At 36.6% G+C, this 25,530-nt stretch carries 25 protein-coding genes and 2 tRNA genes; 3 read left to right on the top strand and 24 right to left on the bottom strand.

Annotation, left to right across the window (positions count from 1 at the left end):
* Nucleotides 1–38: 38 nt before the first annotated feature.
* The 13 genes from D8Q48_RS10335 to D8Q48_RS10275 all read right to left on the bottom strand — a co-directional run bounded on the left by D8Q48_RS10335 (nt 39) and on the right by D8Q48_RS10275 (nt 10,515).
* Nucleotides 39–1,040, bottom strand: coding sequence for an SIS domain-containing protein (locus D8Q48_RS10335; RefSeq protein ID WP_243116280.1), 1,002 nt, complete (start codon nt 1,038–1,040; stop codon nt 39–41).
* Between the two features lie 23 nt (nt 1,041–1,063).
* Nucleotides 1,064–1,891: a PTS system mannose/fructose/sorbose family transporter subunit IID gene (locus tag D8Q48_RS10330; protein WP_186864369.1), complete on the bottom strand. Its 828-nt coding sequence runs from the start codon at nt 1,889–1,891 to the stop codon at nt 1,064–1,066.
* On the bottom strand, nt 1,878–2,645 hold the full coding sequence (locus tag D8Q48_RS10325; protein ID WP_118737697.1) for a PTS sugar transporter subunit IIC: 768 nt from the start codon (nt 2,643–2,645) through the stop codon (nt 1,878–1,880). Before D8Q48_RS10325 ends, D8Q48_RS10330 begins: the two co-directional genes overlap by 14 nt.
* Before the next feature lie 11 nt (nt 2,646–2,656).
* Nucleotides 2,657–3,130: a PTS sugar transporter subunit IIB gene (locus D8Q48_RS10320; protein ID WP_118737696.1), complete on the bottom strand. Its 474-nt coding sequence runs from the start codon at nt 3,128–3,130 to the stop codon at nt 2,657–2,659.
* A gap of 32 nt (nt 3,131–3,162) precedes the next feature.
* Nucleotides 3,163–3,585 carry a PTS fructose transporter subunit IIA gene (locus tag D8Q48_RS10315; RefSeq protein ID WP_121056416.1) on the bottom strand — a complete coding sequence of 141 codons (423 nt, stop codon included), beginning with the start codon at nt 3,583–3,585 and terminating at the stop codon, nt 3,163–3,165.
* Nucleotides 3,586–3,732: 147 nt separating this feature from the next.
* Nucleotides 3,733–4,452 carry a GntR family transcriptional regulator gene (locus D8Q48_RS10310; RefSeq protein ID WP_022075227.1) on the bottom strand — a complete coding sequence of 240 codons (720 nt, stop codon included), beginning with the start codon at nt 4,450–4,452 and terminating at the stop codon, nt 3,733–3,735.
* A gap of 139 nt (nt 4,453–4,591) precedes the next feature.
* Entirely contained in the window at nt 4,592–5,356 is a 765-nt protein-coding gene (locus D8Q48_RS10305; RefSeq protein ID WP_118737692.1) for a GntR family transcriptional regulator, read from the bottom strand.
* A gap of 170 nt (nt 5,357–5,526) precedes the next feature.
* A complete protein-coding gene (locus D8Q48_RS10300; protein WP_117991086.1) occupies nt 5,527–7,332 on the bottom strand; it encodes a Na/Pi cotransporter family protein in 1,806 nt (601 codons plus the stop codon).
* 216 nt (nt 7,333–7,548) lie between these two features.
* A tRNA-Cys gene (locus tag D8Q48_RS10295) sits at nt 7,549–7,620 on the bottom strand.
* Between the two features lie 37 nt (nt 7,621–7,657).
* A tRNA-Glu gene (locus tag D8Q48_RS10290) sits at nt 7,658–7,729 on the bottom strand.
* A gap of 140 nt (nt 7,730–7,869) precedes the next feature.
* Entirely contained in the window at nt 7,870–8,226 is a 357-nt protein-coding gene (locus tag D8Q48_RS10285) for a P-II family nitrogen regulator (RefSeq protein ID WP_022075224.1), read from the bottom strand.
* Between the two features lie 26 nt (nt 8,227–8,252).
* Complete coding sequence (locus tag D8Q48_RS10280; protein WP_022075223.1) at nt 8,253–9,494, bottom strand: ammonium transporter; 1,242 nt, start codon at nt 9,492–9,494, stop codon at nt 8,253–8,255.
* A gap of 133 nt (nt 9,495–9,627) precedes the next feature.
* Nucleotides 9,628–10,515, bottom strand: a complete 888-nt coding sequence (locus tag D8Q48_RS10275; RefSeq protein WP_172696985.1) for an exonuclease domain-containing protein — start codon at nt 10,513–10,515, stop codon at nt 9,628–9,630.
* 193 nt (nt 10,516–10,708) lie between these two features.
* Between D8Q48_RS10275 and D8Q48_RS10270 the strand changes: the two genes are divergently transcribed.
* On the top strand, nt 10,709–11,512 hold the full coding sequence (locus tag D8Q48_RS10270; RefSeq protein ID WP_118689091.1) for a ThuA domain-containing protein: 804 nt from the start codon (nt 10,709–10,711) through the stop codon (nt 11,510–11,512).
* Between the two features lie 47 nt (nt 11,513–11,559).
* On the opposite strand, the gene D8Q48_RS10265 is transcribed toward D8Q48_RS10270, so the two are convergent.
* The 11 genes from D8Q48_RS10265 to D8Q48_RS10220 form a co-directional block, all read right to left on the bottom strand.
* The gene (locus tag D8Q48_RS10265) at nt 11,560–13,686 is read right to left on the bottom strand and encodes a HAMP domain-containing sensor histidine kinase (protein WP_121056415.1); all 2,127 of its coding nucleotides are present in this window, start codon (nt 13,684–13,686) and stop codon (nt 11,560–11,562) included.
* Nucleotides 13,658–14,365 carry a response regulator transcription factor gene (locus D8Q48_RS10260; RefSeq protein WP_022075207.1) on the bottom strand — a complete coding sequence of 236 codons (708 nt, stop codon included), beginning with the start codon at nt 14,363–14,365 and terminating at the stop codon, nt 13,658–13,660. The genes D8Q48_RS10265 and D8Q48_RS10260 overlap by 29 nt, the downstream gene beginning before the upstream one ends.
* Before the next feature lie 311 nt (nt 14,366–14,676).
* Nucleotides 14,677–16,029 carry an AAA family ATPase gene (locus D8Q48_RS10255; protein WP_117991096.1) on the bottom strand — a complete coding sequence of 451 codons (1,353 nt, stop codon included), beginning with the start codon at nt 16,027–16,029 and terminating at the stop codon, nt 14,677–14,679.
* 288 nt (nt 16,030–16,317) lie between these two features.
* Nucleotides 16,318–17,082 (bottom strand): GntR family transcriptional regulator, encoded by a 765-nt coding sequence (locus D8Q48_RS10250; RefSeq protein ID WP_172696983.1) that lies wholly within the window; start codon nt 17,080–17,082, stop codon nt 16,318–16,320.
* Nucleotides 17,083–17,308: 226 nt separating this feature from the next.
* Nucleotides 17,309–17,482, bottom strand: a complete 174-nt coding sequence (locus D8Q48_RS17195; protein ID WP_172696980.1) for a hypothetical protein — start codon at nt 17,480–17,482, stop codon at nt 17,309–17,311.
* 4 nt (nt 17,483–17,486) lie between these two features.
* Nucleotides 17,487–18,761 carry a cytosine permease gene (locus tag D8Q48_RS10245; protein ID WP_118689238.1) on the bottom strand — a complete coding sequence of 425 codons (1,275 nt, stop codon included), beginning with the start codon at nt 18,759–18,761 and terminating at the stop codon, nt 17,487–17,489.
* A 46-nt stretch (nt 18,762–18,807) separates the two neighbouring features.
* Nucleotides 18,808–19,290, bottom strand: coding sequence for a nucleoside deaminase (locus D8Q48_RS10240; protein ID WP_121056414.1), 483 nt, complete (start codon nt 19,288–19,290; stop codon nt 18,808–18,810).
* 260 nt (nt 19,291–19,550) lie between these two features.
* Nucleotides 19,551–20,393, bottom strand: a complete 843-nt coding sequence (locus tag D8Q48_RS10235; protein WP_121056413.1) for an SAM-dependent chlorinase/fluorinase — start codon at nt 20,391–20,393, stop codon at nt 19,551–19,553.
* 2 nt (nt 20,394–20,395) lie between these two features.
* Complete coding sequence (locus D8Q48_RS10230; protein WP_121056412.1) at nt 20,396–21,259, bottom strand: SAM-dependent chlorinase/fluorinase; 864 nt, start codon at nt 21,257–21,259, stop codon at nt 20,396–20,398.
* A 34-nt stretch (nt 21,260–21,293) separates the two neighbouring features.
* Entirely contained in the window at nt 21,294–22,721 is a 1,428-nt protein-coding gene (locus D8Q48_RS10225; RefSeq protein ID WP_117990519.1) for a glycoside-pentoside-hexuronide (GPH):cation symporter, read from the bottom strand.
* 9 nt (nt 22,722–22,730) lie between these two features.
* Nucleotides 22,731–23,516 (bottom strand): GNAT family N-acetyltransferase, encoded by a 786-nt coding sequence (locus D8Q48_RS10220; protein ID WP_172696982.1) that lies wholly within the window; start codon nt 23,514–23,516, stop codon nt 22,731–22,733.
* 254 nt (nt 23,517–23,770) lie between these two features.
* On the opposite strand from D8Q48_RS10220, the gene D8Q48_RS10215 reads away from it, so the two are divergent.
* Nucleotides 23,771–24,508 carry a GntR family transcriptional regulator gene (locus tag D8Q48_RS10215; protein ID WP_117990524.1) on the top strand — a complete coding sequence of 246 codons (738 nt, stop codon included), beginning with the start codon at nt 23,771–23,773 and terminating at the stop codon, nt 24,506–24,508.
* Complete coding sequence (locus tag D8Q48_RS10210) at nt 24,496–25,458, top strand: ATP-binding protein (RefSeq protein ID WP_330514589.1); 963 nt, start codon at nt 24,496–24,498, stop codon at nt 25,456–25,458. Before D8Q48_RS10215 ends, D8Q48_RS10210 begins: the two co-directional genes overlap by 13 nt.
* Nucleotides 25,459–25,530: the final 72 nt, after the last annotated feature.

Here is a 25,530-nt window from a genome sequence, read left to right as displayed (position 1 = left end):
ACACCGCAAATTCTATTCGCGGTATCCTACTCATTAATCTAATATTCTACTTTTCTATAGTAACGTCTAATATCAAGTGAATGATTTCTAATTTGTTCAAAATTCTTGCTCACTCTGGACAATACCGCGTTAATCACAACCGGAGAAAGCATCCATCTAAATTTGTCACTAATACCAGGCAATTCATAATCTGCTGTATCAAATACTGTAAAGTCATCTGTATACTGTCCTACAAAATCTTTTACTCGCTGATCCAATTTTCTAGTCTGTCCTTCTGTCATATTTAAGGCTACACAAACTCCTTTTTCCACCAATTCAATTGTTCCGTGGAAAAATTCCGGAGATGTTACAGATTTTGTTCTCAGCCACTGTGATTCCTCTAATACACACATTGCAAATGAATATGTAGGTCCCCACAAATTACCTGAACCAATCCAAATCTGATATGGATCATCTTTATACTTCTCTGCATATGCTCTTGCTTTTGGCTCACTTGCTTTTCCTACCGATACCAGGGCTGCCGGAAGATTCTTCAATTCATCTGCAAACTGTTTGTAATCATCAAAGAATCCTTTATTTTCCAACATTTTTCCAATTAGCATATACAAAACATACTCTTGTGGTCTTCCATCTTTGTATACAACTGAATAATCTGATAACTCACCCAGCGGCGAATTGTCAACTCCTAAAACAGACACAATCGTTGCTCCTTTTTCTTTTACATACTTAGCAGCAGCAACTGTCTCTTTTGTATCGCCTGATTTTGATGCCATAAATACTAATGTCTTATCTGTAAGATGATTATTTCCCTCAACAAGAAGTTCTGCTGAAATCTGTGATTGTACATTCAGGTTAGACATTACTGAAATCATGTAATCAAAAGGCTGCATCATTGCAAGTGAACCTCCTGAAGAAGTAAACAAAATATTGTCAAACCCTTTCTCGCAAACAGCATCTGCTATTTTTTCAATCTCTGCTCTCTGAGCATAAATATATTCTCCGTTTTTCAAAATCTGATTTTCATCAAACTTTACCATCATAATAATTTCCTCCTAAATCTAAATTAAAAAATACCTACAAGTGCTCCAACAATTCCTACAACCATAAGTACGATCAATATCCATGAAACTTTGACTTTTTTCTGCAAAAGCCCATAAATACCTAATGTCATTGCAAATGGAACAAGGTTTGGCATAATACCATCTAAGATTTCCTGTACCTTTACTGCTGCATCGCCACTTCCGATAGCTCCAGCAATATTAACCGTTATCATACTCGGTATCATTGCACCAATTACCATAAGTCCAAGTACCGCTGCACCAAATGTCAATTTAGGCATCATACCTGATTCTTCAATTTTATTCAGAAAACTTGTTCCAAATTTATATCCGAATTTTAAGCAAATATATCGAACTGCAAATGCCGGCACGTTGAATATAAGCCAAAATAAAAGTGGTCCTAGGATACTACCTTGCATAGCAAGGGATGTACCTATTCCTGTTGCAATTACTCGAAGTGTTCCCCAGAACATAGAATCTCCAATACCTGCTAATGGTCCCATCAATGCAACCTTTACATTGTTAATAGATGATGTATCGAAATCTTCATTTCTAGCGTTGCTCTCTTCCATTGCTGTTGAAATTCCAAACACTGCCGTTGAAATGTATGGTGTTGTATTAAAAAATTCCATGTGGCGTTTTGCTGCTGCTATCTGATCTTCTTTTTTCTGATAAATCTTTTTAATCGCAGGAAGCATTGCAAAACAATATCCCATATTCTGTTGTCTCTCATAATTCCATGAGTATTCCAAAGATAATGAACGTAAAAAGATTGATCTTAATTCCTTCTTTCCAATTACATTCTTCTGTTCTGCTGTATTAGAAGTCATCATCTTCCACCTCCTGTACTGCTACTTTCTGTGTTCCCTGCATCTGCACAAGGATAACTGCTAAACATCCTGCCATCATTGCAATTCCAAGCATTGGAATCTTAAGGTAAGCAGCTAATGCAAATCCAAGAATAAAATATACCATTGTTTTCTTAGACAAAATCATCTGTGCAAGCAGAGCAATTCCAAGTGCCGGAATAAATCCTGCTGCTGCCACAAGTCCATTCTGAACAAACTCAGGAATCGCTTCAAGAACTCGGTTCATAACTGGTGTTCCAAGATAAAATGCTACTGCACATATAATTCCTCTTGGTAAACTTTTCACCACAAATCCACCTAGTATATGCATTCGCTCCATTCCTTTAAAATCGCCTTTTTCTATATAGTTATCCGCTTTATGTAAAAAGAATGGAAGTATTCCAAGTGTAAGTACATTGTCAACAACCAAATATAACGTTGCAATTGGGAATGCCAGAGCCAGTGCTACATCTGCACCTTTTCCCGTTGAAATTGCAAATGCAGCACCCAGAATACCACCTGTGATTACGTCTGGTGGAACTGCTGCTCCAAGTGTAATAGAACCAATAAATACCATTTCAAGGGTTGCACCAAGAATGATTCCCGTTTTCAAATCACCCATAACCAATCCAACAAGCATTCCTGTAATGATTGGACGTGATCCTAAGTTTGTTCCAAACATCCACTCAAAAGTAACAAACATGGCAATCAACCCTATTAGAATTGCCTGAATTAACATAATTTTCCTCCTCACATGTTCTCTGATACTTTTACTTTCTGTTCACCAGGCACCTGCCTGATTTCAATTTCAATCCCATCATTTAACAACTCTTTTAACATTTCCTCATCCCGGGCAGTAACTGGAATTGTCTTATAAAGTGTCTTAACAATGTCCTCCCTTGGCTTACAACCGCCAAGATTGATAGAGCGTATTCCCGCATGTCCTTTGGCCAATCGATATGCATCCTCAATACTCTCTACAACGATAAATAATTTATATTTATCTGTAACACCTGCATTTAATGCAGTGATGGAATCTTCAATATTTTTCATAACGAGCTTCACCCCATTTGGCTTAGCCAGTTTCATTGTTGTTTTCCGAATGTTATCATTCACAACCGCATCATTTGCAATTAAAATGCAATCTGAATCTAACGATTGTGTCCACGCCATAGCGACCTGACCATGTAATAATCTGTGATCTACTCTTAATAATTTAATCATTTTACATCCTCCGTATCTCGTTTTAATTGGTTTTAAAATTCATCGTCTTCCTCTATTTTATCCTTAGACAATAACTTATTACATAAAACAATACCTTCACTTGCTTCTGAAATATTAGTTTCCAGTTGTTTCTCTGTCAAATTTTCCGTTTCATACCACAAACTAAGAACTAATGGGAGATTCATTCCTGCTATTAGCCAATATCCCCCCTCTTGTGCTCTTATCATAAATTCATTATTGATGCTCCCTCCAAATATATCTGTGATAACAACCCACTGGTCTTCTGGATTTCTTTCATTCATCCACTTTTCTATCATTTCCGGAAGATCTTTAGATTTTTCATCTACATATGCACATAGAGTTTCTACATTTTCATTTTGCCCCATTAAAAATTCCGCTGTCTTTTTCATTCCGTTTGCCAAGGGCCCATGACTAGCAAGCAATATTTTGTTCATTATCACTCCTCCTATTCTTGTGATATAACATCATATAACATCTCGTTACAATAAGTTTACTACTGTCTGACGTTTCTGTCAACAAAAAAATAGTACTTCTGCATTTTTTTATGCAAAAGCACTATTTTTTATTTTCTGATTTTTATTTTAAAGATAGAATTTTAATCGTTCTGTACAATACACTTGTTTTGATACAAACAATGGTTTTCCTTTTTCATCTTGATGCTTATCTGTAAAAAGTAACAATGCTTCTCCCTTTTTTATATTCAATAAACTTGCTTCCTGAGCATTTGCATATACAACTTCTAATGTACGGATGCTTTTTCCAAGTGTAATTTTATGTTTTTGTAAAATATCATACAACGACTGGTTTAAATCTTCTCCTTCCAAAAACGAGAATCCTTTTCCATAATGGTTGGTTTCAATCATTGTAGGAACATCATCTACAAAGCGTAAACGCTTTGTGCATAAAATCGTTGTATCCTCTTCTATATCTAGATATTGTGTGTCTGACATCGTCGGATATATCCATGACACATCCACCACTTTTGTAGTAGCTTGTTTTCCCTCCTGCTGACATGAATGTGTAAATCCAACCGTATCATCTGCCGAATACATAGCTTTCTTAGATGCAATAAAGGTCCCTTTTCCTCGAGATCTGATTACGAGACCATCTTCTTCTAACTCGCTGATTGCTGAACGAATGGTTATTCTACTTACAGAATATGCCTCCATTAGTTCAGCTTCTGATGGAAGTTTATCTCCAGGTTTTAATTCACCTTTTTCAATTTTTTCATTTAATAGATTCACTATTTGCTTATACATCGGAATCATACTGTCTGGATTTATATTGTTATTTTTTTCCATATTGCTTCTCCCTATTCATCACAATGCATTATGTTACATAATAATACATTATATAACATTTATTATTCAATGTCTATAATATCTTCTAAAAATCCATACAATATACTCTTCTCTCCGAAATTATTATAGGTAACTACCGTTACATTTTTTTCCAATTCATCGATAACTGATTTACTTTATTTGACATAAAAAATTTAAAATAATCCCCCAAAAGTACCTGTTTTGTAATATGTAGCGGATTTCCTGTATTCATATAAACCGTTTCTGTTAATACAAATACTGCATCTGGTTCTGAAAGTCCCATCAAAACAATCTCTTCTTCTGTTGTTATATTAGTTTCAAGCATAATCGAAGTATAACAATTATCTTCTATCTGTAATCCTGTTTTCTCTGTTATTTTCTCATAAAGCGAACAATTTTCCATATCTATTTTTGAAAGAAATCCATATTTCGAATATGGCAAATATACATGTTCTATCATAACAGGTCTATCATTTACGTGTCGTAGGCGCTTCAAATATACAAGCTTTTCCCCATCTTTTAGTTCTAATTTTTTTGCCATCACCGCGTTAGCTGAAATCACTTTATTTTCAAGAATCTTTGTATAAGTTTTTATATGATTTTCTTGACAAAAATATGTAAAGCCTTTGAATGTTGTCAAACTCGAGGAAATTTTAGGTGTACGTACAAACACACCCTTACCTTGATATTTCACTAAAATTTCTTGTTCAACCAGTTCTGCAATTGCATTTCTAATTGTAATTCTGCTAACTTCGTATTGTTCACACAATTTTGCTTCACTTGGAATAGATTGTCCCGAACAAAACTCACCTTGTTCTATTCTATTTTTCAAATCTTCTGCCACTTGTTGATACAGTGGTATCGCACTATTTAATTTTATCATTTACGATAGCCCTCTCTTTTTTTATTAACGAGACTCTAAATATGTCATATGATGTATCTATACAATATATTATATCAGATATTTTTCAAAAGCACGATAATTATTTTAATTCAAAAAAAGAAACCTGCAAAATCATACAATTTCTACAAGTTTCTTTTCTTCACTCTAACTTATTCAATTTCTTCAGGCTCCATGCTTAACACATGATCTTCATTTTTCATATCATATTTTTCGCAATACTCTTTCAGATACTCAAGATATCGCGGACTATTCGATGGATAAATCTTAGAGTCATGGATATGTGGATCTGAATCTACCTCTCCACTCTTCATCAACGCTACCATTGCACTGGCACAGTGTGCTGCAATACGGTTAAAACTATTCAAAATATCATTGAATACCGTTCCCTCTTCCAGACCACAAATTCCATCACTAAGACGTGCTACATGGTGCAGTTTCAACTCGTCACACATTTTTGTAATAAGCATACCCAATGGTGCCACACGTTCAGCGGCCTCTTTATCGTCATTCATAAATGCATTACATGTTATATTGATTTCTTCACGGACAGCTTCCATTACCACATTTAATTCATCCCATGCCGACTGTGAAAATTGAATATGATTATCGTGCATCTCATTCGATAAATGTGCGATATAAGATGCATGATCTCCAATTCGTTCAAAGTCATTGATTGTATGCAGATACAAGGATACCTGTGTAGTCTGCAGTGTATTCATCTCGTGTTTTGTCAGTTTAATAAGATACTCACCAAGTCGGCTTTCGTATTTATCTATCAAATCTTCTTTGCGCTGTACCTTATCAAACTTATCCTGCTGATAATTATTGATCAGGTTCATCGCTCTGTTTACATTCTTACGAAGCTTCTTTGCCATTCCATTCATAGCTCTGTGACACTGTCCGATAGCTAATGCCGGATAATTGATCAAACGTTCTTCCAACAGATCAAAATCCGCTTCGTCTTCCAATTCTTCCGCACTGTCTTTTACAAGATAGCAGACTAACTGCTCAAGCTTCGGAATAAATGGGAAGAGCACACATACAGTTGCTACACGGAATACTGTGTTTAACAACGCTATGCTTACTGGTGACATAATCATGTCCATAAATGTAAAATGAACAAATGCATTCACTGTATAGAAAATAACTGACCATACAACCAAACCGAATAAATCATTCATCAAATATACAAGTGCTGTTCTTTTACCGTTCTTATTAGCTCCAATAGCTGAAATTAAAACTGGACAGGCAGCACCTACACCAATTCCAAGAACAATCGGAAATGCACTTGCAAATGTTAATAATCCTGTTACTGATAATGCCTGCAGTACACCGACTGTTGCGGATGCACTCTGCAATACTGCTGTAAATAAGATACCTACTAAAATACCTGCCAATGGATTCGAGAACATTGTAAGCATATCTACGAATACCGGACTTTCTTTCAATGGTGCCACAGCCCCACTCATGGTCTGCATACCTGTCATCAAGATTGAAAATCCCAACATGATATTACCAAGATTCTTATGCACTGTTCTTTTACCGAACATACGCAGGATAATACCAATTACTGCCACTACTGCAGAAATTGTTGCTGTAGATAAAAGACTTGCCACTCCGTTGGAACCTTGAATATAGGAGAGACATAAAATCCATCCTGTAATACTGGTTCCAATATTAGCTCCCATGATGATACCGATAGCCTGTTTTAGCTTCATCATACCGGAGTTTACAAAACCGATTACCATAACCGTAGTTGCAGAGGAAGATTGAATAACACTGGTTACTCCGGTACCAAGTGCGACTCCCTTCAGCGGAGTATTCGTCATCTTGTAAAGAAATGCTTCCAGCTTATTACCTGCGACAGACTTTAGTCCATCTCCCATAAGTGACATTCCAAACAAAAACAGCGCCACTCCACTCAATAAAGATAAAATCATTGAAACGATTGCCATAACTTTCTCCTTTGATGTCCCCTTTTAATGTCCGGGGACGACATCTTCTGTACTATTTTTTTACTTATTATTTACTTTTTTTTGGCATATTTTTAACATTGCCATTTTTATTATGCCATATCAATAATCGGATTACAACATTTTTCTTTGATAATCATTTGTATGAATACAGAACAAAAAAACTCGAAAACTACGTGTTTTCGAGCTTTTTGTAAGAGGCACAGATCGGATTTGAACCGATGAATCAGGGTGTTGCAGACCCACGCCTTACCACTTGGCTACTGCGCCTTATTCTATATGTAAAAAGTGCATAAAGCACTTTAAATGACTCCAACGGGAATCGAACCCGTGTTACCGCCGTGAAAGGGCGATGTCTTAACCGCTTGACCATGGAGCCTTATTCATTTCGGCTGTGCCGTCTGTAACAGCCGAAATTTATATTATCATAGCATTTTGAAAAATGCAAGCTTTTTTTTATTTTTTTTTATCTTTTTTCAATATCTTCATTATTATTGTAATGCAAAGCTGACTTTTCCTTTATTCTGTCACTTGAATGGCATCATATCCAGTCTCTTTTGTACGGATTTTTAATGCCGAACGAATTTCATAACTGAATATCTTTCCATCTCCCATTTCTCCTGTATATGCCGCTTTCTGTATCGCATCAATCGTTTTCTTCTCCCACTCTTCAGAAGAAACAACAATTTCAAATTTTATTTTTGGTCTCATTTGAATCCCAATTTCCATACCACGTACAATCTCTGTGTATCCACGTTGAGCACCACACCCCATTACCTGCGACACTGTTATTCCATTCACTTCTATATCCTGCAATGCCTGTTTGACATCTTCAAACTTTTCTTCTCTCACAATTGCATCTATTTTAATCATCATTTTGAGTGACCTCCTAAATAACTATTTTACTGATCCAATCCATTGAAGCTTGGGTATGCACTTTCTCCATGTTGTGAAATATCCAGACCTACCTGCTCATCTTTTACATCCACGCGAAGAGGCGTAAATATTTTTACTATAGCTACGCAAATCAATGTTCCTACAACAGCAATTATCATTGTAATGATGATTCCTACGATTTGTGCTACAAACAGATGATAGTCTCCGAATACTAATCCATCCCAGCGGGCAACGTCATTGATTGAGCTCTGTGCGAAAATACCTGTTGCGATTCCGCCCCAGATTCCTCCTATTCCATGACAGCCAAAAGCATCCAACGCATCATCTATTTTCAGTTTTTTCTTTATTAATGCAACTCCATAGTAACAGATTGGACTTACCAATGCTCCTATGATAAAGGAGGACCAGATTGGAACAAATCCTGCACCTGGTGTGATTGCCACCAAACCAACAACAAGACCTGTTGCTGCACCAACCAACGTTGATTTTCCATTATGTAATACATCTAAGAGCATCCATGAAAGCAATGCCGCTGCAGCTGAAATTGCGGATGTCATAAATGCATGTGCTGCCAAACCATTTGCTTCAAGTGCACTTCCTGCATTGAATCCGAACCAGCCAAACCAGAGAATTGTTGCACCTAATACAACAAACGGAATATTGTGGATTCGATATGTCATCACTTCGTAGCCTCTACGGCGTCCAAGAATAATTGCCAATGTCAGTGCCGTAATACCAGAACTGATATGTACTACATCGCCGCCTGCAAAATCTACAGAACCGATTGCTGCCAGTAATCCGCCTTCTCCCCATACCATGTGTGCCAATGGATAGTATACTACAACTGACCACAATGCTACAAATAAGAACAATGCCTTAAATCTCATTCTTCCTACAAGAGAGCCTGTAATCAGAGCAGGTGTGATCATCGCAAACATCATTTGAAATGCACAGAATACCAAATGCGGTATCGTATCTGCGTATGGTCCTGGCTCCATTCCAACTCCATTTAGCCCAAACCAGCGGAAATCTCCGATAATTCCTCCATGATTTCCACCAAATGATAATGAATATCCGAATAATGTCCACATAACTACTGACAATCCCATAATTGCCACACATGCCATCATTGTATTAACGACATTTTTTCGTCTGACAAGTCCTCCATAAAAAAACGCCAGTCCGGGTGTCATAAAAAACACAAATGCTGTGCAAATCATCATAAATGCTGTATCTCCCGTGTTCATGTTTCATCCTCCTCTTTCTTTTTCTATACAACAAACAAAAAAAGAGCGTTCAAAGTATCTCCATACTTCAAACGCCCTCGTCCGTCTGCTCATTACTCTACCACAATACTATGTTATTCGCAAGTATAATATTTTATAACAACTCTTGTTCCAGATATTCTTCCGGTGTAGGAAATATAGTATCTTTCCCTGTACATATTACATGAATATCATCTCGCAGTGCTTTCGCTTCCATCGAATTGATCTTCTCTAACTCCAACAGCAATTCCTTACTTTTTTCAAGCAGATTTTCAGGTACTTCATCCCATTTCTCATGAAATCTGCGATAACGGCAATACAATTCCTTGTCCGATAAGTACGTTTTCATTGCCTGTACCATATAATCCGGACATCCCTTTGTATCAAGATATTGTACTACTTCTTTCAAATCAATTGAATCATCTAATGCATCATGACTCACTTCCGAACCAAGTCCACAGAGTAATTTCAAATTAGCGATTCCTATATTGTGTATTTTTAACTTTTTGGAATAAATGCCTTCGATATCCTTGATCATACGTATCATTCGATTGACCGATTTTCTTGCTCGTTTAGAAATATCCCCCCGATATGCCTGAAGGTCTCTCTGAATAACCGTCTGATCCGGCCCCCAGACAAAAATTCTCGTTACATTCCAGATGGCCATACGCTGTGCAGCTTCTTCCATCACCATTTCATATTCTGGTGCATTTAGCAAATCTTCTTCCGTAATTCCTGTCACTTCTCGGAAACGATTATGCAATTCATCATCCATATAGATATACGAATGAAATCTGTCCACTTCTTTAAAATCCTTGCGGCAGATTACAAATCCTATTGATACTAGTTTTGATGGTGCACCACCTTTACGCTGAGACGTAAGAAATTCTGTATCCAGAAAGGCAACTGTTTCTTCCTTTAAAATATCTCTTACAACAAGAGTTTCTTTTGCCTGTTCTTTTTTGTTTGTTTTTTTTCTATATTTTTTCTTTGTATTTTCCAACGGATTCACTCCCTACTTTAAACACTTAGCAAAGTATTTTTGAGCTTAGCATTTGTTATTTCAGCCAGAAAAACAATATCATATTCTGAGTTTTCAGGCAACCCATTTACATTTTTATAACAGATTTATACGTGAATTTATCTATAAATCTGTTATAATAAGATTAGTTTTTAGAAAGTGAGGTTATTATTCCATGATAAACGTTACAATTTGGTATGAAAAGCTTCAGGAGATGACGACTCCGGATTATCGTTTTGTTCAGATTCCGGAAGATAAACGTGCAGAAGTAGAACAATATCACGCAAAAGGTTCCAAGGCAATCAAAGAAGCTTATCCTCTCGGCCTTGGTGGAACATTAAAAGATTATATTTCACAGATGGACGATGTATCTGTGACACTTGTCACTCTGGATATGCCGGAATTCGGGATGCCTGATGAACTTCTGAAAAAAACCGATGTTTTAATCTGGTGGGCTCATGTCGGACATGATGCAGTACCGGATGAACTCGCCCATAAGATTCAGGAGCGTGTGCTTCGCGGAATGGGATTTATCGCCCTGCATTCTGCCCACCTTTGTAAGCCACTTCGTTTCCTGCTTGGTACAAGCTGCACTTTACAGTGGCGTGAGGGTGATTTTGAACGCATTTTCACAACCTCACCGACTCATCCGATTGCACAGGGTATACCTGCAAGTTTCGAATTAGATGTGGAAGAAATGTACGGAGAATACTTTGATATTCCAAAACCGGATGATGTTATCTTCACTGGCTGGTTCCGTGGAGGAGAAGTCTTCCGTTCTGGCTGTACATGGACAAGAGGTTATGGTAAAGTGTTCTATTTCCAGCCTGGGCACGAGACAAATCCTACTTATCATAACCCACATGTTCTACAGATTATCAAAAATGCAATCCGTTGGGCTGCACCTGCTGCTCCGATTAAAGAAAAAATCGAATGCCCTCATGTAGAGGTGTCACCGGAAAGTAAGTATCAGAAATAGTCGCCCCCACAAACGGATCGGCTCATTTTCCTTGTATTTAAATCATCCTATTTTTTCCACGGCCACCGTATCTCTGCCTTAAACAGATCTGCCTCTGTCTCAACATGGAAGTGTCCACCTTGCAATTCTGTAAAGCTTCTTACAATCGCAAGTCCCAGACCGGAGCCCTCGGAATTTCTTGATTCATCACCGCGTACAAAACGCTCGGTAATCTCCTGTGGATTGAATGTCAACTCATCTTTCGAAACATTTTTCATCTGTACTACGATTTCATTTTCTTCTCTGAAAATATCCACAAATACCCTTGTATGCGGCATTGCATATTTTGTGGCGTTCACGATCAGGTTTTCAAAGATCCGGTATGTCTTTTGTCCATCCAAAACAGCCGTCATCTTTTCTTCCGGATAATTGCATTTAAATTCCAGATCTGTTTTTTCAATCTTTTCATCCAGTTCCAGTTTCACCTGTTTAAACAGGTTCACAACATCAACGTCCGTCAGATTCAATGTTACATTTTTGCTGCTTGCCTTACTAATATCGAACAAATCTTCAATCAATACCTTCAGACGCATGGATTTTCGTTCCAGCACATCGACATACTCTTTCTTTTTCTCTTCGTCTTTTTCTTCTTTCAAAAGATTAACATAGGTAATGATTGCTGTCAGTGGTGTTTTCAAATCGTGGGATACATTTGTAATGAGTTCGGTCTTCATACGCTGGCTTTTTATTTCCTCTTCAACTGCTTTTTTGTAACCTTCCCGAATCTTTTCAATCTCTGGTTTAAATGGATTGAACATGCCAAGATCTTCCTTGATTTCCACATTCATGTTGCCTTTTGCCAATTCTCCGGTTGCTTCTAAAAGTCTGGCGTATTTTCGCTTTATATCTTTATAATATTTCCGCAAAATGAAGAATAATATAACGGAATATATGACAAGTGCCTGTATGCGATAGTCCCAGAAAAGACTTACTAAAAATAATACGGCAAAGTTGCAAATAACAATTCTGAGTAAAATCTTGTTGCTCTTATCCGTCAGATCTACTTCCTGCAGTGATTTCCATACTTTTGCAACAAATGCTTTAAATTTTTTCCCAAGGGATTTTGCAGTATCTTCTCCGTTACTCCCTATCGTTTTGATTTTCTCCCAGTGGCGTCCGACCATGGTCTGCTGTTTCAAGTATCCTTTTATTCCCAGCGGTATGACTCTTCTAAGGCTCGCCGCGATCCAATATGCGGCTGTAAACGTTCCAAGCCACACCATCCAGTCTAAGAAATCTGGATACCCTTTCGTTCGGCTTAACAATGCTCCGCTTTGATTCATCAAGACTTCAATCAGCACAAGAGCTGCGATCACAGTCACCTCCAACGGAGCATGGAAGATTTTTTCATTTCCGGTCTGAAAAGTCTTAAAGCAAGGATATAGCCATGCTGCAGCCGCTACAACCAGCATCCACAACAAAATTGTATCATTCATTTCATCTGGTGCGTAATACGAATCCGGATTTGCGATTTTATAATCATTGATATACTCCTTCAGATTCTCCGTTGACATTGCAAACAAGTATGTTCGATTCTTCGGTGTCTGCAAGGATACATCCTTATAACCCTCATCCGTATCAGGATAAATCGTCACTTCACAATAAGACATCCAGCTGTCCTGGAAATAATTCCCGATAAGCTTTCGCATGGTTACTGTCTGTTCTTTTGCATAATCGCTTTGCTTAATGTTGACACTCGGTTTCCCATTTGCATCATAGGAAATAATCATTCCAAGGGCATAATTTTTTAGATTGCTTTCTGTCAGATTCTTCCCTGAACTGACCGTACTTTTTTCAATATCACCGCCATTTTCATCAAGCACCCGATAGTCCAGATAAGAATTAAAATGTGAATACTTTGACATTTCTGCATTGTAGGAATCATACAGAGATTTTTCAACATCATCTGCGTACTTTCTTCCACTTTCTGTATTATAGAGCAGATATGTACTCTCCAGAAAATGTCCCAGAAAATCTGACGATTTCTCTGCATTTTTAAATGCTTTTGTCTTCGTCTCAGTTCTCATTTGATACCAGCTAAAATACCCGGTCATCATTGCCAATGACGGGATCAATATTGTAATCATGATAAAAAATATAGCTAATTTATGCCTGTTTTTCAATTTTGTATCCAACTCCCCACACCACCTTCAAATATTTTGGTTCCTTCGGGTTAATCTCAATCTTTTCACGAATATTTCGCACATGCACCATGATCGTATCTGTGTTGACTGCACGTTCATTCCACACACGTTCATAAATCTCGTCCGCTGAAAACACCCTTCCAGGATTTTTCATTAACAATAATAAAATTTTATATTCCATCGGAGTCACTTTTACAAGTTCCCCGTCCACACGGACTTCCACGCGGTCTTCATCTAATTCAAGCCCTCCGATAACGTGAATGTTCTGCGTCTTTTCTTTATCGCCTAATTTTTCCATAAATCTTCGGTATCTGCGAAGCTGTGAATTTACTCTTGCAAGCAGTTCCAATGGAGTAAATGGTTTTGTCACATAATCATCAGCTCCCATATTAAGCCCCATGATTTTATCGACTTCTTCTGATTTTGCAGACAAAAAAATTACCGGAAAATCGTATTTTTCCCGAAGCTTTACCGTCATCTGGATTCCGTCCATTCTTGGCATCATCACATCCACAATTGCCAGATGGATTTCTTCCTTCTCAATTACTTCCAGTCCCTCAACTCCGTCTGCTGCCTGGAACACTACATATCCCTGGCTTTTCAAATATATTTCAACACCCTCTCGGATTTCCTTATCGTCTTCAACGATCAGCACATGATTCATTTCCATACTCTTATATACTACCTCTCACTTTCCCATACTTTCGCTGCCTTTCCAAGTATACCATATCCGGCACCTCCTTTTTGCTTTTCTTTTTATGTTGTAAATAGCATAAAATGTAATCTTAAAAAACAGCATGCAGAAATTCGAAAGATTTTCTAAAGAGTCTACAATTGAATTTCTCGCTTTAACGTACTAGAGCCGATTGGGGACGGAGTTTAGTGGCTTTTTTGCGAGATGAGCCGATTAGGGACGGAGAGTTTGATGGCTTTTTTGCTCGCAAAAAAGCCATCAAACTCCGTCCCTATCCGGCTTCCCTATTACAGTAACATTGTCATATATATTGGAATATACATAATGCCATCCTGGTATCTTAAATCTTTTGTGTATATTATATATCTATCTTCCGATTTTAATTGATATTTCCGAATCAGATAATCAAACGATTTATGTGACATATAGCTTGATGATTTCACTTCAATCGGACATATTTTTTTCTTTTTCACAATCATAAAATCTATCTCATATTTCTTTTCTTTTGATGCTCCTTCTGGAGTATAAAGATACTCATGGAAATACAATTCATGTCCGGCAGCTCTTAACATTTGTGCAACAATATTTTCCATTATCATACCTTGATTAATCCCTAGATTATCTATAATCAAGGCTTTATATAAGTCTTCATCCGTGCTGTCACGATTTTTCATAATCTGCGTGACTAATAGCCCCGTGTCGCCCATATATAATTTAAAATTACTTCGATCTGCAAATAATTCTAATGCAATTTCCGGCTTTGTAACGTTAATACATTCATTTCCTATCATTGCTTCTGAAATAAAACTGACGGCATCTACATAATTCTTATAACGAGCATTTTTATCAACCTTCGATAATTTAAAATGTGAGTTTTTATTCTCGAGTTGCTCTGGAATTGTTCGATAAACAATGGATGCTTTTTCTCGATTTTCCGTATCGTATTTTGCCAAATCCTCTTCATAAAGACTCAAAATATTCCGTTTCACAAAATCGATCTGTTCATAACTTTTTCCTGCAACATATGCATCTATCGCCTGCGGCATCCCACCAACAACCATATAAGTACGAAAATTTTTCATAATCTTTCGGTGTATCGCATCTCCAAGTGCTTTTCTTTTCTGAAAAGCATCCTTTATCATCGGAATCGTAACTTCATCACCTATTGCCCATAAATACTCTTCGAAATCCATTGGATACATCTTTATCCGATACTCTTCTGAAGGAATTAATATATCTTTTACATTTTTTCGAATTGATATCAAAGAACCTGTTTCAATATATTCGTACCGACCGTCAGCAACCAAATATTTTATTGCCTGTCGCGCCTGTGGAAACAATTGTACTTCATCAAAAATCAGCGCACATGTTCTTCCTTTTAAACTTCTCCCTTTTAAAAGAAACAGATTTCGAAAAAATGTATCCAAATCATTCATATTTTCAATGAAATTATTTTTTATATCTTTGTTTTCTCTTGCAAAGTCTAAAATCATGTAATCATCATATTCATTCTTTGCAAATTCTTCAACAATTGTACTTTTCCCTATACGTCTTGCACCTTCAAGTAATATGGCTGATTTACCTGATGATAAAGCTTTCCATTCTGCCAGTTTATCGTAAACCTTTCTTTTAAAAACCATTCTGCATTCCTCTTTTCCATTTCACTAAGACTATTATAACATATCCTTCTCTAATTTATACCTTTTTCACGAAATTTGAAAATGTTTTATCTATATTTTTAACGAATTTCAAAATTGTTTTATCTATATATTTAACGAATTTTAAAATTGTTTAGCCTTATTTTTTCACGAAATTCAAAAAATGTTTCTTTTTTTGAGCCGGATAGGGGAGCCGATTGGGGACGGAGTTTAGTGGCTTTTTTGCTCGCAAAAAAGCCACTAAACTCCGTCCCCAATCGGCTCCCCGTTCTATGAATACGTAATTACCTTCTTCCGTATCTGATTAAACTTAATCAAATCCGTATCCACATACTCCAATGCATACAATGTTTCTCTGTCTCTTTCATCATAATTAATACCCTTGAGCAGAAGATAAGATTTATCATCCCCGCCATATTTTTTTACAATATGATGTATTTCCGGAATTTCCTTACTGTAGATTACCTGAATCTCTGTCTTGTCCCATTGAATCGTATGTCCGGTTTTATGATAAATATAATAAAACAAGGAATCCATATCCTCTGTTGTCATATCTTCATAATTCGGCAGCAATTCTATATCTACATAATCCTGCACAATAGAACATAACTTATCATCTGCGAAAAATGCCTTTACACAGACGATCACATCCTGCCCTTCTTTTATTTTCAATGCCAGTGCTACTTCTTTAGAGGCAGCTTCCGTACGACATTCAATAATCTTGACAGACGGTGTATATCCACTGTTTCGAATCATATCTGAGAAATGCATAACTGGGTTAAAACTAACTTGAATCCCTGCCGATACAGGATTTACGAAGGTCCCTTTTCCATGTTTTCTTGTAATTATTCCTTCATTTGCAAGATCATCCAGAACACTACGGATTGTAATACGGCTGACACCAAACATAAGTGCCAACTCTTCTTCTCTTGGAAGCTTTGTTTCTACAGAAAGATCCATCTGCGAAATATGATCCAGCAGCATGTCCTTTACTGTCTGTTTTAAATCTAATTTCTTTACTTTTTTTATCGCCATACCGTTTCCTCTCCTACTTAAAATCATACTCGCATCTAATACATATCGTCAAGCATTTCCAGTTGAATCATGCTTTTTATACCCCTAATAGGTTACTATTTACATTACCTGTGACCCGCAACGCATCTCGCCATTTTAAATCGCAAAAAATTGTTACTGTCCATCAACTGAACAGTAACAATTTTGATTATCTTTTTATTCTACTGTATTACACTAAACATTGCCTCTACGGCTGCCACACATTGAATGCATAGATTGTGATAACCATACTAATCACCAATAATACATTTCCTGCCATGACAACACCTGCGGATGTAGAAAGACATGTCATAAAAGATCCACATCCCATTAATATAATTCCGATCAAAGCTGCAATCTTATATTTCAACATATTTTTCATTGGCTTATTCTCCTATTTTTCTGAATACTTTTTTGCCTGTTAATTTCATTAAAATGAAGTAAATAATTCCGCCGAGAACCAGTCCTGTCAAAGATGGTAATCCAATAGGAAGAACATTTGCTAAAACAATAGAAACAACCCATGAAATCCAAGTCATTACGTTAAAGTTCTTAAACTCTGTTTCTTCGAGCATTGGATAGTTCTTTTTATGAAGCAAATAAAAATCTACCAGGATTATTCCTGCAAGTGGTGGCACAACTGTTCCGAGCAGATCAAGAAAACTGAACAGGAAGCCAATCTGATATGGTTTTGTCAGTGTAGCTAATGCAGAAAGAACAAGCAATACAACAATAATCTTCTTTCTGTCTGTTTTCAACGCATTTGACAAGTTCAATGATGTTGAATACAGGTTTGATGCATTTGTTGTAAAAATGTTTGTTGTCATCAGAATTAAACTTGGAATAACAAGTCCCATAGCAAGAAGAACTTCTGTCAAATCACTGGTTCCAACAGCAATTGTTGTAATTGCTCCACACAAAATCATAAATACATTACCAATCAAAAGCCCTGTCAAAGTTGCTCCTACTGCAGCTTTTGTCGATTTTGCATAACGCATGATGTCTGCAATACATGTTGCTGTAGAAAGAATCCATGTTCCGATAATTGCTGTGATTCCGCTTCCGAGTGAAATGCTTCCTTCCGGTGTGAATCCGATTACTCCTGCCAGACCAACCATATTGATTCCTTTAAGTGATGTTCCAAGAGAAAGGAAAATGATTGCCGGAATAGCAACATATCCAAGGATTGTAATTGCTTTGATTCCTTTAAATGAGAAAATTCCCATGATTACTGCACTTAATGCCATACAGATGTACTCTCCAACTTGTCCACAGTGAAGAACTGTTGCAACAAAGTGTCCATAAGTTGCAGCCTGTATCGTATACCAGCCAAGGTTTACGATTGGTACAAAGAAGGATGCGATTCGTGATCCTTTTTCACCAAAACTGTATCTTGTCATCAGTGCAAATGTTAATCCCGTCTTGCATGCAATATAACTTACCAAACATGCAATCAGGCAAAGGAAAACATTTCCTATTAAAGTAGCTAACAAAATATGTTGGAAGTCTAATCCTTCTGCCAAACCTCCTCCGGCCATCATACTTGTTACTACAAATACAAATCCCATCCAGATAATTGTCAAGCTGGCGTAACTTTTACGTTCTTCCTGTGGTACGGTAGAAAGTGAATATTCTTTATCTATCTGCTTTTCTTTTTCCATTCTTCTGCCCTCACGTCTTCATTCTATTGTCTTTTATTTTTGCTGTTTAGTTGTTCCAGTAATCCTTATGAACCTCTGCTACCTTCGGTGCCAACTCTGGGAAAGGTCCGATAACAGTAATATCTTTCTGTCCACGGGCAAATACTTCGCGACATGGAAGATCAAACGTCGGATTCTGCTCATCTGAACCTGTAAGCGCCAACAAATCTTTTTCTGTCATTGCATATACAACAGTTCCGATATTTGCCCAGTACATTGCTCCTGCACACATTGCACATGGCTCTGCTGTTGTATATAATGTACAATTCCATAAAAATTCTTTGCTATATTCCATAGACGCTCTCTCAATCAACTGAGTCTCCGCATGTCCTGTTGCTTTGTGTGTTGAAATTTCTACATTCTCCTGTTCCATCAAAATGTTTCCTTCCGCATCAACAAGTAATGCTCCAAATGGTGTGTTCCCTGCTTCGCGTGAATGTTTTGAAACTTCGATACAACGCTCTAAATAGTATTCATGTGACTGTTTCATATTATTTTACTCCTTTTAAAATATATTTTCGTTCTTCGAGGTATAAGGTAATACCTCTTATCTATTACAAATTTAATATATCATGGTTATAACAATTCTTCAACAACATTTTTTATACTATTTATAATTATTACTTATAAAAATATATAAGTAAGCAGACAGAGAACCAGATAGGGAGCCAGACAGGGACGGAGTTTAGTGGCTTTTTTGCATAGCAAAAAGCCACTAAACTCCGTCCCTGTCTGGCTCCCCTATCTGGGTTAATATTCTTTTATCAAACGTACCTGGTATGTTTTTTCTGGATCCAACTTATATTTTTTCATAAAGTAGGCTTCATTAGCTGCAATAGTAACATATGAAGCTAAATCATTAAAGATAACATCTTCACCTTTTTCTACATATCCAAAAGATTTTTCATATGGTATCACTGTATCAAGTATCTGTTCTTCTCCATCTAAAAGAACCATTCTTACTTTGTCTCCTATTCGGAATCCAGCTTCTTGAAATTCTTTATTTTCAACAGTTAATTCAGCACTTCCGAATGGGTCATAACTCTTAATTTCTGTCTCCACCAAACCTTCTGAAATTTTCGCACATTTTAACTCATGACATACAATTTCTTCAACTGGATATGCCGGTCCGACTTCTTCAAAGGAAATCACTCCTGATGCAAGTCTTGCTGCACAATATGCAAATAAATCTCTTCCATGGAAAGTATGCACATCTTTTGTTAATGGATAACGATTTATTTCCTCATTAATTTCTCGTATTTCTTCTACTCCAATTCTTTTTTTCAGATAAGTCAATGTTCCATTATCTGGAGTCACAACATAACTTCCATTTTTTAATTTTGCAACAGATGCCTTGCGACTTGTCCCAACTCCCGGATCTACTACCGATACAAAAACCGTACCATCTGGCCAAAACGGAACTGTATATTGCAAACAATAAGAAGCTGCTTCAATATCAAAAGCTGGAATTAAATGAGTAATATCATGTGTTTCCAATTCTGAATCTACCAAACGGCACATTCCATGCATACACGCAACTAATCCTGAATCAATCCCAAAATCCGATTGCATAACTATTGTTGGTTTTTTCATGCCTATTTCCCCCCTTTTTCACAGAGCTCCATCTCTATTGTCCAGTTTGGACCTACTTGAATTCCATATTTTTCTGACATATTTTCATAATTAATTGCAATTTGTATCTGAAGTGTCTCACTAACCATTAAAAGTGGTTCCCCTTCGGCTACTGAACCAAACGAATCGCAGAATGGCACTTTTCCAGAAAATACCGGCTCTTCTTGTCCTTGTTTTCTTATTTTAACATTTAATAAATCTCCATAGGAAACTCCTGCTTTTTCAAATACATCTGCCGGAATGTTACTACAAATTAATCCAAAATGATAATCCGCAGTATCAATCATTCCCAAAAATTTATTTCCTTCCCACTGATACGGAATAATCTCATGTAAAACAATTTCCTCAATCGGATACTCTGGCCCAACTTCTTCATAAGTAATAATTCCTGCCGCCAGTTTTGCAGCACAGTATGCAAATACATCTCTTCCATGAAAAATGTTACACTGTGCTGTGGTTTTTAACCGATGAGCTTCTTCATTAATTACACGAACAGCTTCTACACCGATATATTTTGCCACATGTGTAAGAGTCCCATTATCCGGAGTTATAACATAACTACCATTTTTTAATTTTGCGACACACGCTCTTCGATCTGTTCCTACACCTGGATCTACAACAGAAACAAAAACTGTGCCTGCTGGCCAGAAATCAACTACGTAACTTAAACACGTAGAAGCCTGATATGTATCAAAACTCTTAATATCATGTGTATTATCAAAAACACGTAATGTCGGATCCACCATCATACACACGCCCTGCATAGTACAGACGGAAATATCTTTTGTAAAATCTGTTTGCATTACAATTGCTGCTTTCGAATTCATTGTTTTCCTCCTCAATTTTAAATTTTATATCAGTCTATTGTTGATTATCTAATAATTCTTTAAAGCCTTCTACTGAATAACTTTCTCCTAATCGTTTCTTCTCTAAGGCTGTTCTTAATGCACTCATTCTCTTATCTTTTAATGGAGTCACTGCCATAACTACACCAGCTCCAAATAAACATACCCCTGGAAGAATAGTAAACATTATTTTTATCATATTCAGTGCATTTTCTCCCTGCACAGCTAAAGCTGGATCGAATCCACTCTGTTCCAACATTATGCCCTGTACCGCTGCAGCAACAGAACCACCAAGTTTTAACAAAAACGAATAATAGGACATGATAATTCCGTCACGTTTTTTTCCTCGCTGAAATTCATCATAATCTACAACGTCATATAAAAAGTTAAAAATACACATCCAATAAGCACAAGTTCCTACACCAACCAGTACTACATAAACACATCCCATTGCAATATTAGGAATACCAGTAAACATTGTAAGTATCATAATACTTCCACTGAAAATAGCACAACCAACATACACCTTACTTTTACTAAAAATTTCCACCCCTTTTGTTACAAATGGAATAAATACAATTGATACGATATTCATAGCTGTAAACATCAGTGATGCTTGTGTTTCAGCCAACCCCATATTGTACGTTACATAATACATCAGACTAGAGTTAAATAATGTCATGTACACATTAGTTAAAAGTGCACAAAGAATTACAAGCACATACGGTTTCATTTTCATCAGACTCCAAATCTGTACGAAAAATCCTTTTATATTCATCTTCTCAGTCTCAGCGACCTCTTCAATTGACTCTTTACCTTTAGTCATCCACCACATTAATGAAATTGTAATGACAGAAATAACTGCTGTGATCACACCTACTGTGAACCATGAATTTGCATCTGAGAAACCACTTGCCACCATTTTCCCAACAATAAAAGTAGGAACAGAACTTGCACAAAAAATTCCAACATATCCAAGTACTTCACGAAAAGCTGCCAATTTTACACGCTCGCTATCAACATCTGTAAGTACTGATCCAAAAGAATAGTATGGAATATTAAATGCTGTATACGCTGTCCAGAAAACAAGGACTAAAATCAAATAATACAAGTTTTTTTGTGCAGCCGGAAAGTCCACTTTTAAAAATAATAGTACCATAGAAGCACCGAGCGGAACTACTGATCGCAAAATCCAAGGGCGACGTTTTCCCTTGCTACTTCTAGAATTATCTACAATATACCCAATAATCGGATCAGTAATAGCATCCCATGCAATTGCAATTGAAATAATAGCTCCAGCTACTGCTGGACTCACCCCTGCAACTGTTGTCATAAAAAAAGATAAAAATGATAAAATAAAATTGTATGATGTACTATCACCAATAGATCCTATCGTATAACCTAAAATATCCTTTGTTTTCAATTTCTTATTTATCGTTTCCATGAGTCCCTCCTACTTAATGCGGTTTACAACCGCCCATGTCCCATAAATCTCAAATCCAGTCTTTTCGAAAATTGAGTATTCTGAATCTGCTGGTGCAAAAATGCAAGGCATTTTTCCTTCTTGATGTATATATTCACTTAATACAGATAAAACCTTCTGTGCATACCCATTTCCTCTATATGCGTGATCTACACAAATTCCTCCCAGCATACAGGATTTTTCTGTTTTTGCTGCACTATTTCCGTGTGCAATAATTTTCCCATTTTCTTCAAGCAGCACATGAATTCCTTCATTATTTGTAATACGATTTACAATCATTGCCTTTTCACCATATGGTGCTACAAACTCTGGAAAACTCATCAAAAACTGATAAATAGCATCTACATCATCCAATTTTGCAATTCTCAGATTTGCCATTGGTTTTTCCAAAATTTGTACTGGAATAGGCTGTACATACAAATTACTTTCTACCATGTTCCATGTACTATCCAAATAATCTAAAACTTGTTTGACAAGTTCCCCTCTTCCCATTATGGTTCTAATTTCTCCATTTACTAACTGTGCAACCGCCCTGCCATCTATGTAGTCCGGTTCACCTGCAAGAATCAAATTATGATAATACCGCAAGTAAACACCTTGACATTCTCCATTTTCTTCCTGCACATAAATCTGTTGAAATGAATGATTAAATCCATATTGTTCCATATCTGCAAGCAAAAATGTATGATAAATCGGATTTTCTTGCAAATAGTTTAATAATTGCCCTCTGTCTTTTTCTTCGCAAAGACGTATCATGTATCCTCCCCCTCTTATCTTGTTGAACATGTTCATCTTGTCCAAAGATTAGCATTGTTTTTATCTGTTTGTCAACATTTCCTCCATACTTTTTTAATTTTTATAACTTTCTCACAAGGTTTAACATACAATCTTGTGCATTTTGTATTTCCAGTCTCTTTTCATTTCCTACTTATCAGAATTATAATTGCACAGACAAAAAAAACATGATATGATTAACTTGTTCATCAAGATTGAACAAAGGAGGTCGAATAATGCAAACACGACTATATACCGATAATATTCCCGTATATTTAGATGTGTACAATTCTCTATATAAGGATATTATGGACGGAACTTATCCACCTGGAGAATATCTCCCTGGAGAAACTGCTCTATCTCAGAAATATGGTGTCAGCAGAAATACTCTTCGGCAAGCTCTTGCTATTTTGCAAGAAGATGGTATGATTATTAAATCTCAAGGAAAAGGAACTTTAATAGCTCCCCATTCTCCATCCTCCCCTACAAATCTTTTGGAACATCCGCTTCTAACCCAATGTAAGCTTCCTATAACAGATACGATACTATCTTATAATTACGGTGCTCCAACGGATATTGCAAGAGATAAACTAGAACTCACAACCTGTGATTTAGTTTTAGCATGCAACTGTGTATTCCATTCCGATCAAACTGTCTTAAGTTATTCCTTCACACAGATTCCGGCAACTTTTTTTGATTTGCTTCTTTTGGACACTGCTCAAGAAGACTCTATTCGTGAAGTTATATTGAAGACATTATTTACACATACAGAACGAATGGACACAACGATTAAATTAATTTATGTTAATCATATGGAAACTGACTTTCTAAAAGTTCCTGAGCAAACTCCGGCACTTTTATTAGAATCGATTCATTACACTAAGGAAAATCAACCTCTGGCGCGCAACAAATTTTACGTTTTACCAGAATATTATCAACTACATTTTCCTCTTTATCGTAAATCCACCAGATAGGGGAGCCAGATAGGGACGGATGGGAAAAGTTCGTTCGCAGAATTGCGGATATGAAGTATCGAATCAATATTACTAGCAGTAATAGTAAAATGCTAAGTAACGAAATAGCTTCTACTTTAGGTGGGCGCTTTGTTATTATGAATGTTTATCCATATTCTTTCTCTGAATATCTAATTGCAAATAATATGACAAAGAATTATCTGGATGTTATTAGCACCAAAGACAGGGCAGATGTCCAAAATCAATATAACGAATACGTAACTTATGGAGCATTTCCTGAATTAGTTGAAATAAAGAACAAAAGGACTTTTTTGAACAGCATCTATCAAACCGTATATCTTGGTGATATTATAACCAGAAATAAAATCACCAACGATTTCGCAATAAGGCTGATTTTAAAGAAAATTTCAGAATCTGTCACAAAACCTTTATCGTATAACCGACTGACTAATATATTAAAAAGTCGTGGAATGTCTATCGGTAAACAAACCGTAATAAACTATGTCAATTATATGACAAACTCTTACCTGCTCTTTACTCTGCAAAACTATGCCGCCAAACTTGTAGAAAAAGAGACTTCTCCTAAGTATTACTTTATGGATACCGGACTTCTAGGACTTATGCTGCTAGACTGCAAATCTGCTCAACTGGAAAATCTTGTTGCAATCGAACTGATGCGACGTTATGGTACCGAAAATGTCTATTTCTTTGAGAATAATGTAGAAATTGACTTTTATGTACCATTAGACAATCTTGCTATCCAGGTCAGTATGCAGGTTCTGGATAACATAGATACAAGAGAACGTGAAACCAGAGCCTTTGTGAAGCTAAATAATTTTATCCCCAACGCCAAATGTATTCTCATTACTAATAGCGAAGAGGCTGTTATTGATTGCGATGGAATCAATATTGAGGTAATTCCTATTTGGAAATGGTTGTTGGATAACTAACCAAACAGGGACGGAGTTTAATGGCCTTTTGCTCAGCAAAAGAACCATGAAACTCCGTCCCTATCTGGTCCC

The organism is Ruminococcus sp. B05 (assembly GCF_003628495.1).
Lineage (GTDB): Bacteria > Bacillota > Clostridia > Lachnospirales > Lachnospiraceae > Schaedlerella > Schaedlerella hominis.
This window is presented reverse-complemented; position numbering and strand designations above follow the sequence as displayed.